The organism is Microbulbifer maximicatervae (SeqCode) (assembly GCF_052468295.1).
This window is the reverse complement of sequence record NZ_CP174340.1, coordinates 2,015,827-2,028,476: the sequence shown is the minus strand read 5'-3', so window position 1 is coordinate 2,028,476 and position 12,650 is coordinate 2,015,827. Positions and strand designations below refer to the sequence as shown.

The following is a 12,650-nucleotide window of genomic DNA, read 5'->3' as shown; positions in this document are numbered from 1 at the left end:
TGTGTGATTGGTTTTTGCATGGTGCCCCCTATGCCGCAGCAGGTTGGCTGCCGGCGTTGGGGTCGGCCTTAATGCCGAGCGCCACCGCGATTTCATGGGCACGGCCATAAATGGCCTTGTCGAAAGAATTGAGAACGCGGTAAACCGCATTGCGCGGGTAGCCCCGTTCCTCTGCCCACTGGGTAACGGTCAGGCCCTGGGCGCGAAACTGCGCCTTAACCTGGTCTGGGGTCAGTAACTCTTGGTCGGCCATGCCGGTGGCCCTCCTTGTTGCTGAATGATGTTTAGTGAATGTGTGGATAATTATGAGAACTATAGTTCCCTTTTTCAGGGGGGTTTTGTGAACTTTTCTTCTCTTTCTGGGCCCCGCATTGCGGCCGAAAGAAAAAGGTTGAAGTTGAGCCAGGTTGAGGCTGCCGAAGAATGTGGTGTCAGTAGGGAGATGTGGGGAAAGTACGAGAGGGGAAAGGCAGCGATGGGAACTGAAGTTCTCTCCAGTTTCGTCAGCGTAGGGGCTGACCCTCTCTTTATCCTCACGGGCCAGACTCACTCATTGGCGCCAGAAATAGCCCCCGATGAGCAGCTATTGCTCGACAGCTACCGCGAACTCAGCCCCCAGCAGCGCAAGGCTCTGCTGGCTCAGTTGTTATCGGGCAATAGCGACATCGCTAAACCAGAGACGAGTAGTGATAGGCGGGTAACCATCAAAGGGGAAGGAAACCGGGTTTCAGCACAAGGGGATTACTACGAGAATGGAAAGAAGGAAGAGTAATTAGATTTAAACAAACCGCTCGGCAATGAGCGGTTTGTCACTTAGTAAAGAAGCTTAATGAGGCTCAGGAGTCTTTATCCGGTCTGACCAGGTTTTCCGGGGTTCCTATCGTGGTCTCCTTATCAATAGACTCACGCTCCTCCTCGGAAAGGTTTTCCCAGTGCTCCAACGCCTTTTCTGTTTCCTCCTTGATCGACTGCTTAATCTCTTCAAGGGATTTGGTCGGCTTGTTCCCACTCATAGCTGCCTCTCCAAGTAACAGGGGTTTCCGTTGGCTGCCGGATGATACTCAAAGCTTTTGTCATAGGACATATAGTAATTTACTAGCTTTTCATTCATCGGCTTGATGATACGGAAAGTTTTGGCCCCAATTAGCTGTGCATACGCTTGATATGCGGTATTCACAACAATAAAAGCGGGGAAGCCTGTCATTGGTAAATCTGGACTTTTCTCCACAAAATCCATTCTGAGCGAGGTACCATGGTATGTCGGGCGGCCCAAAGCCAATGTAGAAAGGCGATTTCCAAACCAAACAGATAAATCAAAACCTTTCGGATATCTAAAGCAGTAGCGGTTGGCAAAGGTCCAATCCCAATCCACTTTCCTATTGGGGTGATGCTGCCAGGTTCTAAACGCCACCAGCGCTTTGTTGTCCACGCCCCCGAGTTCAATTTTGCCCCGCACCCTCACGGGTAGGGCTTCCCAGGCAATCTGCCGGGCTTGATCTCTCATTGCTCCGTATCGGGTTTTGGCTTCAAAGTGAGTAGCTAGCATTTCCTTTGCCTTATCGAGATTCTCCAGCGTCAGAATTATGCCACCTTTGTGTTTAAAAAAAATAGAATCGGTTCATAGATACTGCCCGGAGACTTCTATCCCGTGTAGAACCTTCAAAGCAAATCTTGTAACAGCCTGTAATTTGACATGAGGCATCGAAAATTAAGGGTTTTGCGCAATCCCTATCCCAACAAACATCAACATTCGGACCCAACATGAAGTAAACCGCTCAGCGCTGAGCGGTTTATCCGTTTTGGTGCCAGAGTACCAATTTCGTGATTCCTTCCAACGGCATAAAAGCTTTCTCTAATTGCTGCAATATTGTGAGCATTGTCACGTATTTGGTTTTTACGTATCGTTAATGCAATTCCGTTTATGGCGGATGTTGGGGGTAGCCATGGAAATTCGAGGTAACCACAACCGGGTCGCAGGGCGAGACATCGTCTACGAGATCCACCTGGATGGCGAGGCCGCAGAAAAGCTGGCTAACCGTTTACTGGCAGCACTGGACGGTGCGACCACAGGTATCAAGGTGGTATTGCCAGGCAATAATCAGTTTTATCTGACCACAAGGCAAAGCCCTGATGACTCCTAACAAGCTATCAATCATATGGAAGGGATTATGCATATTGAGAGAGTTTTATGTATCACAAGAAATCGAACGATCGTGCGGGATAACTCAAGCCGTGCCTCTCTCTAGCTATAGGTCGTTGAGACGTTAAGACATTTAAGGTTAGTTGAATATGAAGTGTAGACTGTGCCTATCAGAGGTAAGCTCCCTGTGTGAATCTCATATAATCTCAGAGTGCTTCTATGAAAAAGTCTATAATGAAAAGCATAAATTCATCCCAATCACCAGTGAGAATCATCAGAATATTAAATCTGAACAGAAAGGCTATAGGGAATATTTGCTATGTAAAGATTGTGAAGTAAAGTTAAGCAAGTGGGAAAATAATACTAAAAGAGACCTGGTAGACATTTCTAAGAGGTCCAGCAACTTTCTTAAAATTTCTCAACTCTCAAGCAAGTACACACTGATTGAACAAATAAGGCACAATTCATTTAAGAAGTGTATGTTGTCGATTTTGTGGCGGATGAGTATTTCATCTAACAAAATTTTTGCCCGATATGATCTTGGGCCATTTGAAGAGAAGCTGAGAGGCATCATAGATCAGGATGCTCCTTTGAGATCATTTGATTATCCTATTTTTGTGAGCGAGGTGACGCTTAATGGAACCCATTGCCCGGACTTAATATCCTGCATTGGGAGAGGTAGAATGGGACACCATATATTTCAATCATTTATTGTTTATGGATACCTAATTGATATTGTGGTTTCTAGCCAAAGAATGCCTGAAAGATATAATCGACACATGCTCTCATCTAGCAATCATTTACTTGTTAGGCAAATTGATCATCGCTCACTGCCGAGTGATCGCGGGCTACTTGAGAGATTTAAACAGGATGACGTTGCAAATTTTTTTCAAACAGCAAGCGCAAAATAGCTAAATTCGGTGGTATGGAGATCCGACGAATTAATCAGCTAAAGGACTATTACTTGAAACCCTAATGGAATGCCGAAATGTTGATCCAATGCAAGGAATGCACCAGAGAGTATTCCGATCAGGCACAAGCCTGCATCCACTGCGGTGCCCGCAATCCCAATAAAACGTCAACAGGTAGGAAAGCGGGCGTGGCCATGTTGTCACTGCTCGGCATAGCTGCTGGACTGTTAGTGCTGGGAAATCTGATCTACGACCCAGAAAAGGACGCCTTACAGGGTGCTCTGGTCGAATGCAGGAAAGCCCAGGATGATTCACTGCTAACCACCGAAGCGCGCCGCATGGCTCGCGCAGCCTGCGACGAAATGGAAAATAGGAATTAGTAGCGGCGCGTTACCACTGATAGCCTAACGCAATCAGGGATAACCTCCAGGAACCAAGCGGCTCCTTTTCAGGGTCGCTTGGCGTTAATTTGTTAGGGATAGGGTTTTTAGGAAATGCTAAGTGAAGAGTTTATTCTAAGTGGCATCATCACCATGCTAGTCATTGCTACTTGGACAGCCCCCAAACTATATAGAGAAAAACTATCAAACTTGGTCTTTTTGGCTTTGGCGTTGGTACTAATCGCTTTAGGATTTTGGTGGGCTGCGCTAGAGGCCGTTGATTACATACTCGAAAAATCACTGGATAAAGCCACTTTACGAAGAGTTCAAAAACCTTTGGAGTTGCTAGCCATTCCTGTTATGTGGTGGTCTTATCTAGGACTCTTCTTTCTTGGCAACCTAATCCTCTGGGAGATTGCAAAGTATCGGCATGAGGATATTTTGGAGTCAAAATCATAAACATTTTTGGATAAGCTCCAGACATCAAGCCACACTTTTAATCAAGTAGTTTGGTGTCATTTCGCAATTTAACAATAAGGCTTTTAGAAAATGCTGGACGAGAAGTTCATAGTAGGCGGCATTGTAACGTTACTACTTTTTGCATCATGGAATGACCCAAAGCTCTACCGGGAGACGCTATTTAACTGGATAAATTGGGTATTTTGGGTGACCCTTGGGGCATCCTGTGTTTGGACAATTGCGATGATAGTTGTCAAACTACAACTACCAAGCACATTGGATATAGTGGCCAAGGAGGCAATATTAGAGGCTATAGAAAAGCTGGAAATTCCTACAAGGTGGTTGGTGTACTTTATTTTACTTTGGGTTATTGCGAATATCTCAAGTGTAATAGCATCTCGGAGGGAGAAAAACATGGAAGAGAAAACTAACTCATGAGTGAGAACGATAAAATTGGGGTCGACCGAATTCTTGAGTTGCTGCCGTTTGGTGAAGATAAGGCTCTGGTCATCTTGAAAGGGCACCTACTGATTGAGGAGCTTATTACTGAAATCCTCAAAATCAAACTTCAACACAACCCTCTAGCCATCAATGACCGGACTTTGGAGAGGTGGAGATTTCGCCAAAAGCTGGAAATTTTTTGGGCGCTTGCTGGCTCTGAATTACCAGTATTTGTCTGGCAGTCTATCGCTAAACTAAATTCAATTAGAAATAAAATGGCCCATAGCCTGGAGCCGGCAGAGATAGATATAAAAATAGCTGCTTTCACACTGGGAATAAATACCCGCATCCAATCCCAATCCGTTTATTTAGGGGACCACTTGGCTTTAGAGAGTGCAGTTGGCTTTCTGTGGATCGAATTGAATGGTTGTTTGAGGCGTTTAGAAGCAGTTAATGGGATGGCGGCAAAAGAGGAAGCGAAGACCTAACGCTACCCTTTTTGCCTGTCCCAAGGGTACTGAGGAGCCCAATCTCCTTGCCAGGGGAATCCAAAACTCTGTCTAAAAGATATGACAGGATAAAGGAAAAGAAAACTAAGCTGCTTGTAGAAAGAGCAAGGTTTTAACTGGGTGTAGCTATTCATGACTGAAGAAAATCTAACTGAAAATTCTACAGACCAGTTTTATAAGGCAATTACAGGGAAAGATCTCAATCCATCTATAGATCGCCTTTTAAGTTATCTTCCTTCTGATAAAGATCAGGTCCTTGTGGTTCTAAAGGGGCACCTATTGCTTGAGGAACTCATTACAGAGATTCTCCAAGAAAAACTAAGGCAAATCGAAGAAAATCCGTTAGGAGTTAAGGTGACTGATCGTTGGATGTTTTCCAAGAAGCTTGAAGCTTTATGGCTTTTAGTAAATGAAGAATGGTTTGATTATGATTGGAAAGCACTCAAAGAACTGAATGAAATTAGAAATAAAATGGCTCATTGTCTTGAACCTAAAGGAATTGAAGAAAAAATTGATCGTTTTAGAACAGCTGTTAGTTCTGCTTGGGATGAATCTAACGCTCCCTCTAAAGGTTTAATCCCGCAGTTGAGGCCAGCTATAGCTTTATTATGGATAAGATTACATAGTTACCAAAGAAGCTTAAGAAATAGTAAAAAAAAATCAATAACAAAAACCTGTGAACCTTAACTTCACTCACTAAGTCCATCCCCTTTTTGCCCCCGTTCAAAAGACGTTTTCCCCCGCGCCCCCGATTATGGGGGCGTTGTGTTTCTGGACTCCCAAAACCTGGAGAACGTCATGATATTGCCCCGCCTGTCATTCTGGCTGTTGATGGCCATAGCGCTGTTACTGGCCATCGGATTTTTCAGCCCGCAGCAGTTACCCGTAGTTCTGTATAAAACCTCACTAGTCACCGGTGCCGTGGTACTTGGCTACTGGTTAGACCGCAGCCTGTTCCACTACGCACGCCCGCACGATATGTTCCAGCAGGCTTTGCAGATACAAACAGATTCCCTGGATGGCGCGCGAGCGATGCGCCTGAATGCCTCCCTCGCAACACTGCGTCGCACAGTGATCATCCTCGCCTGTGTACTCGGTCTCACCCTGGGGCTGTAACTATGACCAGAGCAGACCAAAGCAGAATCCAGTGGCTTGCCCTGGGTTTTACCGGCATTCCCGCACTAGTCCTGGCGCTCTCCATTGCGCTGCTGGCTTCCTGTCATCCTGCCTATGCAGAAATCCCCAGGGCCTCGCAAATCTATAAGCGCACTTTGATAAGGGCCGCCCACGCTCACTGGGGGTTGGATGCCCCCATCGCTACTATGGCCGCCCAGATTCACCAGGAAAGCCGCTGGAAAGTGGACGCGCGCTCGCCGGTGGGTGCCGAAGGGCTGGCCCAGTTTATGCCCGCCACCAGCGACTGGTTTGCCCAGTTGTATCCGCAAACCCTGGGCGAGCGGCAACCCTATAGCGCTGGCTGGTCCCTGCAGGCCCTGGTGCTTTATGACCACTGGCTATACCGGCGCCTCTCTGCCAGCGACAACTGCGAGCGCTGGGCCATGGTGCTCGCATCCTATAACGGCGGACTGGGCTGGGTACTTAGGGACAAGCGCGAAGCCTCGGCTGGGGGAGCCGATAAGCTGCGCTGGTTTAATGCGGTTGAGCACTACAACGCCGGCCGCTCCCGCGCTGCTTTCCGTGAAAACCGCGACTACCCGCGCAAAATTCTATTGCGCTGGGAACCGCTCTACGTGCGCGCCTATTGGGGCAGCGGTGCCTGCACTCGCGGGGTGCCACTGTGATTGCCCGCTGGCTATTACTGGCCGCCCTTAGCTCAAGCATTGCGGCCACCGCCGGATACTGGCGCGGGCACCAGAACGGTGTGCGTGATACCCAGCTCACGACCAATCGCCAGGCAGTGAGCGATCTGTCCTCACTGATAGAAAACCACCGCCAACTCATTAATGAGGCCAACGCCGCCGGGCAGCGCCTCGCCGCGCAGACTGCCCAGCGCGCTGCCCTCGATAACCAAACCACGCAGGAGTTAAGGAATGCCCTCGCTAAAACGGCGGATAGCCGTGTGCGCTGTGTGTTTGATCTTGATGTCATGCAGTCACTGGCGGCCGCCCGTGACAGAGCCGCCCAGGCCGCTGCCACCGGGCTTGATGAGTCCCTGCCCAGTGCCAGCACCATACCCGGACAATAACGCCGATGCCGTGGCTATCGAATTAAAGCGGCTGTATGACCTTTACGGCACCTGTGCTGGCCGCCTGTTTGAGCTGCAGCACTGGCTCAGTAAAAGCGAGGAACCCTAATGCCTCAAGCACAAGAATGGATAGTGCCTGGAATCCAGTTTCTCGCCTTGCTGGTATCACTCACTGGCGTGCTGGTTGTGATCGGCAAGCGCCAGGAACAGCAATACGAAAAATACCTAAATGCCCGCTTTGAAACCCTGAACAAGTTACTCGCCGATGTAGATGGCCGGGGCAAAGAGTCCGATAAGCGGATCAACGAAATTGAGCGCAACCTAATGACCCTGCGTGCCGATCTGCCGGAGAAATACCTGCGCCGCGAGGACCATGTGCGCAGTCAAACGGTGGTGGAATCAAAACTGGACGCGGTATTTATACGCATTGAAAACCTGCAGCTAAGGGAGGCACAGGCCCAATGACAGGTCTAAAAATCGACCACAACAAAGTCCGCCGCGAGGGGATGCGCTGGACCATCCTGCTCACCCTCAACCACGCCCGCCCAATCGGCGCCCACGAACAGCTAATTTTGCAAACGGTCCAGGGCGTCTACCCGGATGCCACACCGGCAGAGCTGCGCCGGGAACTGGAATACCTGCACGAGCGCGAACTGCTCAAGGTAGAAAAAGAACCCAGCGGAACCTGGCGCGCCGGGCTTACCCGTCACGGCGTGGATCTGGCTGAATACACCGTGGACTGCGAGCCCGGCATCGCCCGCCCCGAAAAATATTGGGAGGGCTAAGATGCCCCAGGTTTCCAAGGTCCAGCGCCTCAATACCGACGATAAAGACTGGCTCGATAAAGAGCTGGTGGCCCGTGGTTTTTCCGGTTACGACGAACTGGAAAACCTTTGCCACGAGCGCGGTATTGATATTTCCAGTAGCAGCTTGCATCGCTACGGCCAGACATTCCGCGAACGCCTCGACCAGGTGAAGATGATCACCGAACAAGCCCGCGCAGTAGTGGCCGAAGCCCCCGACGATGAAGGCGCGATCAACGAAGCCTTGATGCGCCTGGTGCAAGAAAAGCTTTTTACCGTAATTCGGGATACGCAGATCGATGGCGATATCCCTCTGGATAAAATCGCTAAAGCCATCGCCGACCTGGGCCGCGCCAGTGTCAGCCAGAAACGCCTGGCTGCGGAAGCGCGCAAGCAATTACTGCAGGAACAGCGGCAAAAACTCGATGCCCTGGGTGATAAAGGTGGCGTTACCGAGGACACCAAACAAGCAATCCGCGAAGCCCTGGGAATTGAGTGATGACCAAACGCAAGGGCAACGCAAAAAACCTGCCGGCTAATCCCGACGCCATATTTCTGCCGTTTCAATCCGGCTGGATTAAAGACGACAACCGCCTCAAATTGATGGAGAAATCCCGCCAGATTGGTTTGTCCTGGTCCACCGCCTATGCCGCCGACGAACGCACGGCCGCAGCCAGTGCCCGTCACGATCAATGGGTCAGCAGCCGTGATGACCTGCAAGCGCGCCTATTTGTCGAAGACTGCAAAATGTGGGCGGGCATTATGAATATGGCCGCTAAAGACCTGGGCGAAATGGTGCTGGATGAAGAAAAGCGCATTTCCGCTTACGTTCTGGAGTTTGCCAGCGGCCGCCGTATCCACAGTATGAGCAGTAACCCGGATGCCCAAGCCGGCAAGCGCGGCGGCCGTATCCTGGATGAATTTGCCCTGCACCCAGACCCGCGCAAACTCTGGTCCATTGCTTACCCCGGTATTACCTGGGGCGGCAATATGGAAGTGATTTCCACCCACCGTGGCAGCCACAATTTTTTTAATCAGCTGGTACGCGAAGCGCGGGAAAACGGCAACCCGAAAAACATCAGCCTGCACCGCGTGACACTGCAGGATGCCTTGGACCAAGGCTTTTTATTCAAACTGCAGCAGATGCTCCCACCAGATGACGAACGCCAGGCCATGTGCGAGGCGGAGTACTTCGAATATGTGCGCTCCGGCTGCGCCGATGAGGAGTCTTTCCAGCAGGAATATATGTGCAACCCGGCCGACGATGATGTGGCCTTCCTGGAATACGACTTGATTGCCGCAGCGGAATATTCCGCGCAGGTCCACTGGCAAAACATGGAATCCGGGCGCCTCTATGCCGGAATTGATATCGGTCGCAAGCAGGATTTGACCGTATTGTGGATACTGGAAAAGCTCGGCGATGTGCTCTATACCCGCCACATAGAGCGGCTGCAGAACATGCGCAAGTCGGAGCAAGAGAAGATCCTTTGGCCCTGGCTGGACCGCTGCGACCGCATTTGTATTGATGCCACCGGCCTCGGCATCGGTTGGGCCGACGATGCCCAGGACCGATTTGGCGAGCATCGGGTGGAAGCGGTGACCTTTACCACCCGCGTCAAAGAGGCCCTGGCATACCCCATCCGCAGTGCCATGGAAGACCGCCGCCTGCGCATTCCCCATGATCCCAAGATCCGCGCGGACCTGCGCCAGGTCACCAAACAAACCACCAGCGCCGGCAATGTCCGCTTCACTGCTGAGCGCACCGCCGATGGCCACGCCGACCACTTCTGGGCACTGGGTCTGGCTATCGAAGCGGCTTCCCAACCCAGCGCCCCCATCGAATACCAATCCACAGGGCGCCGCAGCGCCTGCGCCGATTCCCGTCTCAATACTACCGATACCGGCTTTGGCACCGTAGCCGGCGGCAGCAATTTTGGAGGTTTCAACTAATGGCCGACTTTGAGCAAACCGCTTCCGGCATTTTGGTACCCGCCAACTTTGCCGCTAAACCTGCAACCCGCAGCCCGCGCCCGGACATGCAGGAAATCGCCACCACTGCCGATGGTCGCGATATTACCCGAGGCTATACCGACCCGCTCACTATCCAACCGGCCCAGGATTCCGTGCTGCAGCTGCGCGGTGGTGGCGATTACGGGGTGTATCAGGAAGTGCTGCGGGATGACCAGGTGGCGAGCTGTTTTAACCAGCGGTGCCTGGCGGTAATCGGCAAAGAATGGGCCGTGGACCCCGGCGGTAAAACAAAAAAAGACAAAGCCGCAGCGGAGCACCTGCAGGAGATGCTGCACCATATCGGCTGGGATCGCGTCACCAAAAAAATGCTCTACGGGGTTTATTATGGCTTTGCCGTCTCCGAAGCCCTGTGGGCGCGGGATGGCCGCCACATCATGCTCGATGAAGTCAAAGTGCGCGACCGCCGCCGCTTTGGCTACGATGGCCTGGGCCGCCTGCGCATGAAAACTTTCAGCACCCCTTTGGGGGAGCTGCTGCCCAAACGCAAATTTTGGGACTTTGCCACCGGTAGCGACCACGATGACGAACCCTACGGCCTGGGCCTCGGACACTGGCTATACTGGCCCGCCTGGTTCAAGCGCAATGGCCTCAAATACTGGCTGATCTTCCTGGAGAAATTCGGCCAGCCAACTGCCAAGGGCACCTATGCCCCCAACGCACTGCCGGAAGAAAAAAACAAACTGCTGCAAGCCCTGTCCGCCATCAGCACCGATGCCGGCGTCATAGTGCCGGAGGGCATGGCCATAGAACTGCTGGAGGCCGCCCGCAGTGGCACGGCGGATTACGCCAGCATCTACGACCGCATGGATGCCGCTATTGCTAAGGTTTGTGTCGGCCAAACCGCATCTTCACAGGGCACACCGGGGCGCCTGGGCAATGATGAGCTGCAGAGCGATGTGCGCCTCGACCTGGTAAAAGCCGATGCAGACCTGGTGTGCGAAAGCTTCAATCGCTCCATTGCCCGCTGGCTTACCGAATGGAATTACCCCGGCGCCCAGGTGCCGCGTGTATACCGCAAAGTGGAACCACCTGAAGACCTCAACCAAACTGCCGAGCGTGACAAGAAGATCGTGGATATGGGCTTTAAACCCAGCCTCAAACATATCCAGGATAATTACGGCGGCGACTGGGTCGAGGCCACCCCAGCGCAGCCCCCGGCGCAACCAACACCACTGGAACCTGCTGCCGAATTTGCCGATGCTGATTTGCCGCAAACCTCGCCGGATGCCCTGGCGGTACAGCTGGAGCAGCGCCTGCGGTCTATCACCCGGAACTGGGGCAACCAACTGGCCCGGCTCCTCGATAAGGCCACCAGCCTGGAAGACCTGCAGGAGCGGCTGATCGCGCTGGCACCGGAATTGAGTCTCGACGAGTATGCCAACATCATGGCTACCGGACTGCAGGCAGCCCAGCTGGCGGGGCGCAATGATGTGCAAGACGAGATAGCCGCACTGGAGAATCCATAATGGCAACAGCGGCGGCCTACGGCAGTCTTTCCTTCGAACAACAGATCCAGTTTTTCCAGGGCAAATTCCCCAGCATCGATTATCAGGGCATTCGCGGCGCGGCTCATGATCGCGCATTTATCAGCGCCGGCGCACACCGCATCGACCTGGTGCGGGACCTGTTTATGGTCATTGCCAGGGCTATCCGCGAGGGGATGACGCTGCAGGAGTTCCAACCAGACTATGAAGCGGTGCTGGATCACTACGGCTGGGAACCCAATGGCGGGCGCAACTGGCGCGCCTCGGTGATCTATCACACCAACCTGCGCACCAGCTATGCGGCCGGCCGTTATGCCCAGTTACTGGAAGTGAAGGACCGGCGCCCCTACTGGGGATATCAGCACAGCGATGCGGTGTTGCACCCCCGCGAGCAGCACCTGGCCTGGGACAACCTGGTGATCCACGCTGATGATCCCTGGTGGCTAAGCCATTACCCGCCAAATGGCTGGGGATGCCAATGCACGGTGATCGCCTATAACCTGCGCGACCTAAAGCGCATGGGCAAAAACGGCCCGGACAAAGCCCCCGCGATCAAGCTGCGCAAAATTACCTTCAAAGGCGCAGAGATTAAGGTGCCGGAAGGTATCGACCCCGGCTGGGACTACGCCCCCGGCGGCAGCGATATTGAGCAGCAAATACAGCGCATTCTGGAGAAAGCCGAGGGCCTGCCGGAGGAGTTGGCAGAGAGCCTTACCGCTGAACTGATAGAAAACCTGGACAGCGGGAACTGACTGTGGCCGGTGCGAGAATTGAGCTAGACGCACGCGAGGCCACCAATACCCTCAGTAAACTGGTGGGTGACCTGGAAAACCCCGCGCCGCTATTGCGGGATATTGGCGAGTACCTGCTGCAGGTCCACCGCAACCGCTTCCGCACCCAGACCTCCCCAGACGGCATACCCTGGGCAGCACTCAGCCCCAGCTATCTCAAACGCAAATCCAAGAACCAGGGCAAAGTGCTCACTTTGAGCGGCGTGCTACGCAATACACTGCGCTACCAGGTGCAGGGAACGGAGCTGCTGTTCGGCACAGATCGCCCCTATGGCGCCGTACACCAGTTTGGCGCTACCCAAGGCCAGTTCGGCAAAACTAAACGCGGCAGCCCCATTCCCTGGGGACATATTCCCGCGCGCCCCTGGCTGGGTACCAGCGCAGAGGATGACCGCGAAATCCTGGCCCTAACGCGGGATTACCTGGAATTTGCCGCTGGCGCCTGAGCGCCCCTGTAAGGCCCTCAGCCCTCCAGGGCATCCAACGATAGCCAGC

The 12,650-nt window shown here is 52.7% G+C and carries 22 protein-coding genes; 19 read left to right on the top strand and 3 right to left on the bottom strand.

Going from position 1 to position 12,650, the window contains the following annotated elements; genetic code table 11:
• Positions 1-28 precede the first annotated feature (28 nt).
• Positions 29-253: a BcepMu_gp16 family phage-derived protein gene (locus ACJJIQ_RS09190; protein WP_252469326.1), complete on the bottom strand. Its 225-nt coding sequence runs from the start codon at positions 251-253 to the stop codon at positions 29-31.
• An 87-nt stretch (positions 254-340) separates the two neighbouring features.
• Here ACJJIQ_RS09190 and ACJJIQ_RS09185 point away from each other — a divergent pair, with 87 nt between their 5' ends.
• Positions 341-772 (top strand): helix-turn-helix domain-containing protein, encoded by a 432-nt coding sequence (locus ACJJIQ_RS09185; RefSeq protein WP_445364420.1) that lies wholly within the window; start codon positions 341-343, stop codon positions 770-772.
• A gap of 64 nt (positions 773-836) precedes the next feature.
• Here ACJJIQ_RS09185 and ACJJIQ_RS09180 read toward each other — a convergent pair whose 3' ends face one another.
• Both ACJJIQ_RS09180 and ACJJIQ_RS09175 read right to left on the bottom strand, forming a co-directional pair.
• The gene (locus ACJJIQ_RS09180; protein ID WP_445364419.1) at positions 837-1,013 is read right to left on the bottom strand and encodes a hypothetical protein; all 177 of its coding nucleotides are present in this window, start codon (positions 1,011-1,013) and stop codon (positions 837-839) included.
• Positions 1,010-1,546: a hypothetical protein gene (locus tag ACJJIQ_RS09175; RefSeq protein WP_252469357.1), complete on the bottom strand. Its 537-nt coding sequence runs from the start codon at positions 1,544-1,546 to the stop codon at positions 1,010-1,012. Before ACJJIQ_RS09175 ends, ACJJIQ_RS09180 begins: the two co-directional genes overlap by 4 nt.
• Before the next feature lie 397 nt (positions 1,547-1,943).
• On the opposite strand from ACJJIQ_RS09175, the gene ACJJIQ_RS09170 reads away from it, so the two are divergent.
• The 18 genes from ACJJIQ_RS09170 to ACJJIQ_RS09085 all read left to right on the top strand — a co-directional run bounded on the left by ACJJIQ_RS09170 (position 1,944) and on the right by ACJJIQ_RS09085 (position 12,601).
• The gene (locus ACJJIQ_RS09170; RefSeq protein ID WP_445364418.1) at positions 1,944-2,141 is read left to right on the top strand and encodes a hypothetical protein; all 198 of its coding nucleotides are present in this window, start codon (positions 1,944-1,946) and stop codon (positions 2,139-2,141) included.
• Positions 2,142-2,619: 478 nt separating this feature from the next.
• Positions 2,620-3,051, top strand: coding sequence for a hypothetical protein (locus ACJJIQ_RS09165; protein WP_445364417.1), 432 nt, complete (start codon positions 2,620-2,622; stop codon positions 3,049-3,051).
• 77 nt (positions 3,052-3,128) lie between these two features.
• Positions 3,129-3,431 carry a hypothetical protein gene (locus ACJJIQ_RS09160; RefSeq protein ID WP_445364416.1) on the top strand — a complete coding sequence of 101 codons (303 nt, stop codon included), beginning with the start codon at positions 3,129-3,131 and terminating at the stop codon, positions 3,429-3,431.
• 114 nt (positions 3,432-3,545) lie between these two features.
• A complete protein-coding gene (locus ACJJIQ_RS09155; RefSeq protein WP_445364415.1) occupies positions 3,546-3,890 on the top strand; it encodes a hypothetical protein in 345 nt (114 codons plus the stop codon).
• Positions 3,891-3,980: 90 nt separating this feature from the next.
• A complete protein-coding gene (locus ACJJIQ_RS09150) occupies positions 3,981-4,328 on the top strand; it encodes a hypothetical protein (RefSeq protein ID WP_445364414.1) in 348 nt (115 codons plus the stop codon).
• Entirely contained in the window at positions 4,325-4,819 is a 495-nt protein-coding gene (locus ACJJIQ_RS09145) for a hypothetical protein (RefSeq protein ID WP_445364413.1), read from the top strand. The genes ACJJIQ_RS09150 and ACJJIQ_RS09145 overlap by 4 nt, the downstream gene beginning before the upstream one ends.
• Before the next feature lie 153 nt (positions 4,820-4,972).
• Positions 4,973-5,527: a hypothetical protein gene (locus ACJJIQ_RS09140; protein ID WP_445364412.1), complete on the top strand. Its 555-nt coding sequence runs from the start codon at positions 4,973-4,975 to the stop codon at positions 5,525-5,527.
• A gap of 111 nt (positions 5,528-5,638) precedes the next feature.
• Positions 5,639-5,956, top strand: a complete 318-nt coding sequence (locus ACJJIQ_RS09135; RefSeq protein ID WP_445364411.1) for a putative holin — start codon at positions 5,639-5,641, stop codon at positions 5,954-5,956.
• Positions 5,957-5,958: 2 nt separating this feature from the next.
• Positions 5,959-6,642 carry a transglycosylase SLT domain-containing protein gene (locus ACJJIQ_RS09130; protein ID WP_445364410.1) on the top strand — a complete coding sequence of 228 codons (684 nt, stop codon included), beginning with the start codon at positions 5,959-5,961 and terminating at the stop codon, positions 6,640-6,642.
• Positions 6,639-7,046 (top strand): hypothetical protein, encoded by a 408-nt coding sequence (locus ACJJIQ_RS09125; protein ID WP_445364858.1) that lies wholly within the window; start codon positions 6,639-6,641, stop codon positions 7,044-7,046. The genes ACJJIQ_RS09130 and ACJJIQ_RS09125 overlap by 4 nt, the downstream gene beginning before the upstream one ends.
• Complete coding sequence (locus ACJJIQ_RS09120) at positions 6,943-7,155, top strand: hypothetical protein (RefSeq protein ID WP_445364800.1); 213 nt, start codon at positions 6,943-6,945, stop codon at positions 7,153-7,155. The genes ACJJIQ_RS09125 and ACJJIQ_RS09120 overlap by 104 nt, the downstream gene beginning before the upstream one ends.
• Positions 7,155-7,511: a hypothetical protein gene (locus tag ACJJIQ_RS09115; protein ID WP_445364409.1), complete on the top strand. Its 357-nt coding sequence runs from the start codon at positions 7,155-7,157 to the stop codon at positions 7,509-7,511. Before ACJJIQ_RS09120 ends, ACJJIQ_RS09115 begins: the two co-directional genes overlap by 1 nt.
• Positions 7,508-7,831, top strand: a complete 324-nt coding sequence (locus tag ACJJIQ_RS09110; RefSeq protein ID WP_445364408.1) for a hypothetical protein — start codon at positions 7,508-7,510, stop codon at positions 7,829-7,831. Before ACJJIQ_RS09115 ends, ACJJIQ_RS09110 begins: the two co-directional genes overlap by 4 nt.
• 1 nt (position 7,832) lies before the next feature.
• Positions 7,833-8,348 carry a DUF3486 family protein gene (locus tag ACJJIQ_RS09105; RefSeq protein ID WP_445364407.1) on the top strand — a complete coding sequence of 172 codons (516 nt, stop codon included), beginning with the start codon at positions 7,833-7,835 and terminating at the stop codon, positions 8,346-8,348.
• Positions 8,348-9,799 (top strand): phage terminase large subunit family protein, encoded by a 1,452-nt coding sequence (locus tag ACJJIQ_RS09100; protein WP_445364406.1) that lies wholly within the window; start codon positions 8,348-8,350, stop codon positions 9,797-9,799. Before ACJJIQ_RS09105 ends, ACJJIQ_RS09100 begins: the two co-directional genes overlap by 1 nt.
• Complete coding sequence (locus tag ACJJIQ_RS09095) at positions 9,799-11,346, top strand: DUF935 domain-containing protein (RefSeq protein ID WP_445364405.1); 1,548 nt, start codon at positions 9,799-9,801, stop codon at positions 11,344-11,346. Before ACJJIQ_RS09100 ends, ACJJIQ_RS09095 begins: the two co-directional genes overlap by 1 nt.
• Positions 11,346-12,116: a phage head morphogenesis protein gene (locus ACJJIQ_RS09090; protein ID WP_445364404.1), complete on the top strand. Its 771-nt coding sequence runs from the start codon at positions 11,346-11,348 to the stop codon at positions 12,114-12,116. The genes ACJJIQ_RS09095 and ACJJIQ_RS09090 overlap by 1 nt, the downstream gene beginning before the upstream one ends.
• Positions 12,117-12,118: 2 nt before the next feature.
• Positions 12,119-12,601 carry a phage virion morphogenesis protein gene (locus tag ACJJIQ_RS09085; RefSeq protein WP_445364403.1) on the top strand — a complete coding sequence of 161 codons (483 nt, stop codon included), beginning with the start codon at positions 12,119-12,121 and terminating at the stop codon, positions 12,599-12,601.
• The last annotated feature ends 49 nt before the right edge of the window (positions 12,602-12,650 follow it).

What these genes read in the sequence shown, in the direction of transcription:
- ACJJIQ_RS09190 (WP_252469326.1), bottom strand. Translation starts at nt 253, where the DNA reads ATGGCCGACCAAGAGTTACTGACCCCAGACCAGGTTAAGGCGCAGTTT.
- ACJJIQ_RS09180 (WP_445364419.1), bottom strand. Translation starts at nt 1,013, where the DNA reads ATGAGTGGGAACAAGCCGACCAAATCCCTTGAAGAGATTAAGCAGTCG.
- ACJJIQ_RS09175 (WP_252469357.1), bottom strand. Translation starts at nt 1,546, where the DNA reads ATGCTAGCTACTCACTTTGAAGCCAAAACCCGATACGGAGCAATGAGA.
- ACJJIQ_RS09170 (WP_445364418.1), top strand. Translation starts at nt 1,944, where the DNA reads ATGGAAATTCGAGGTAACCACAACCGGGTCGCAGGGCGAGACATCGTC.
- ACJJIQ_RS09165 (WP_445364417.1), top strand. Translation starts at nt 2,620, where the DNA reads ATGTTGTCGATTTTGTGGCGGATGAGTATTTCATCTAACAAAATTTTT.
- ACJJIQ_RS09160 (WP_445364416.1), top strand. Translation starts at nt 3,129, where the DNA reads ATGTTGATCCAATGCAAGGAATGCACCAGAGAGTATTCCGATCAGGCA.
- ACJJIQ_RS09155 (WP_445364415.1), top strand. Translation starts at nt 3,546, where the DNA reads ATGCTAAGTGAAGAGTTTATTCTAAGTGGCATCATCACCATGCTAGTC.
- ACJJIQ_RS09150 (WP_445364414.1), top strand. Translation starts at nt 3,981, where the DNA reads ATGCTGGACGAGAAGTTCATAGTAGGCGGCATTGTAACGTTACTACTT.
- ACJJIQ_RS09145 (WP_445364413.1), top strand. Translation starts at nt 4,325, where the DNA reads ATGAGTGAGAACGATAAAATTGGGGTCGACCGAATTCTTGAGTTGCTG.
- ACJJIQ_RS09140 (WP_445364412.1), top strand. Translation starts at nt 4,973, where the DNA reads ATGACTGAAGAAAATCTAACTGAAAATTCTACAGACCAGTTTTATAAG.
- ACJJIQ_RS09135 (WP_445364411.1), top strand. Translation starts at nt 5,639, where the DNA reads ATGATATTGCCCCGCCTGTCATTCTGGCTGTTGATGGCCATAGCGCTG.
- ACJJIQ_RS09130 (WP_445364410.1), top strand. Translation starts at nt 5,959, where the DNA reads ATGACCAGAGCAGACCAAAGCAGAATCCAGTGGCTTGCCCTGGGTTTT.
- ACJJIQ_RS09120 (WP_445364800.1), top strand. Translation starts at nt 6,943, where the DNA reads ATGTCATGCAGTCACTGGCGGCCGCCCGTGACAGAGCCGCCCAGGCCG.
- ACJJIQ_RS09115 (WP_445364409.1), top strand. Translation starts at nt 7,155, where the DNA reads ATGCCTCAAGCACAAGAATGGATAGTGCCTGGAATCCAGTTTCTCGCC.
- ACJJIQ_RS09110 (WP_445364408.1), top strand. Translation starts at nt 7,508, where the DNA reads ATGACAGGTCTAAAAATCGACCACAACAAAGTCCGCCGCGAGGGGATG.
- ACJJIQ_RS09105 (WP_445364407.1), top strand. Translation starts at nt 7,833, where the DNA reads ATGCCCCAGGTTTCCAAGGTCCAGCGCCTCAATACCGACGATAAAGAC.
- ACJJIQ_RS09100 (WP_445364406.1), top strand. Translation starts at nt 8,348, where the DNA reads ATGACCAAACGCAAGGGCAACGCAAAAAACCTGCCGGCTAATCCCGAC.
- ACJJIQ_RS09095 (WP_445364405.1), top strand. Translation starts at nt 9,799, where the DNA reads ATGGCCGACTTTGAGCAAACCGCTTCCGGCATTTTGGTACCCGCCAAC.
- ACJJIQ_RS09090 (WP_445364404.1), top strand. Translation starts at nt 11,346, where the DNA reads ATGGCAACAGCGGCGGCCTACGGCAGTCTTTCCTTCGAACAACAGATC.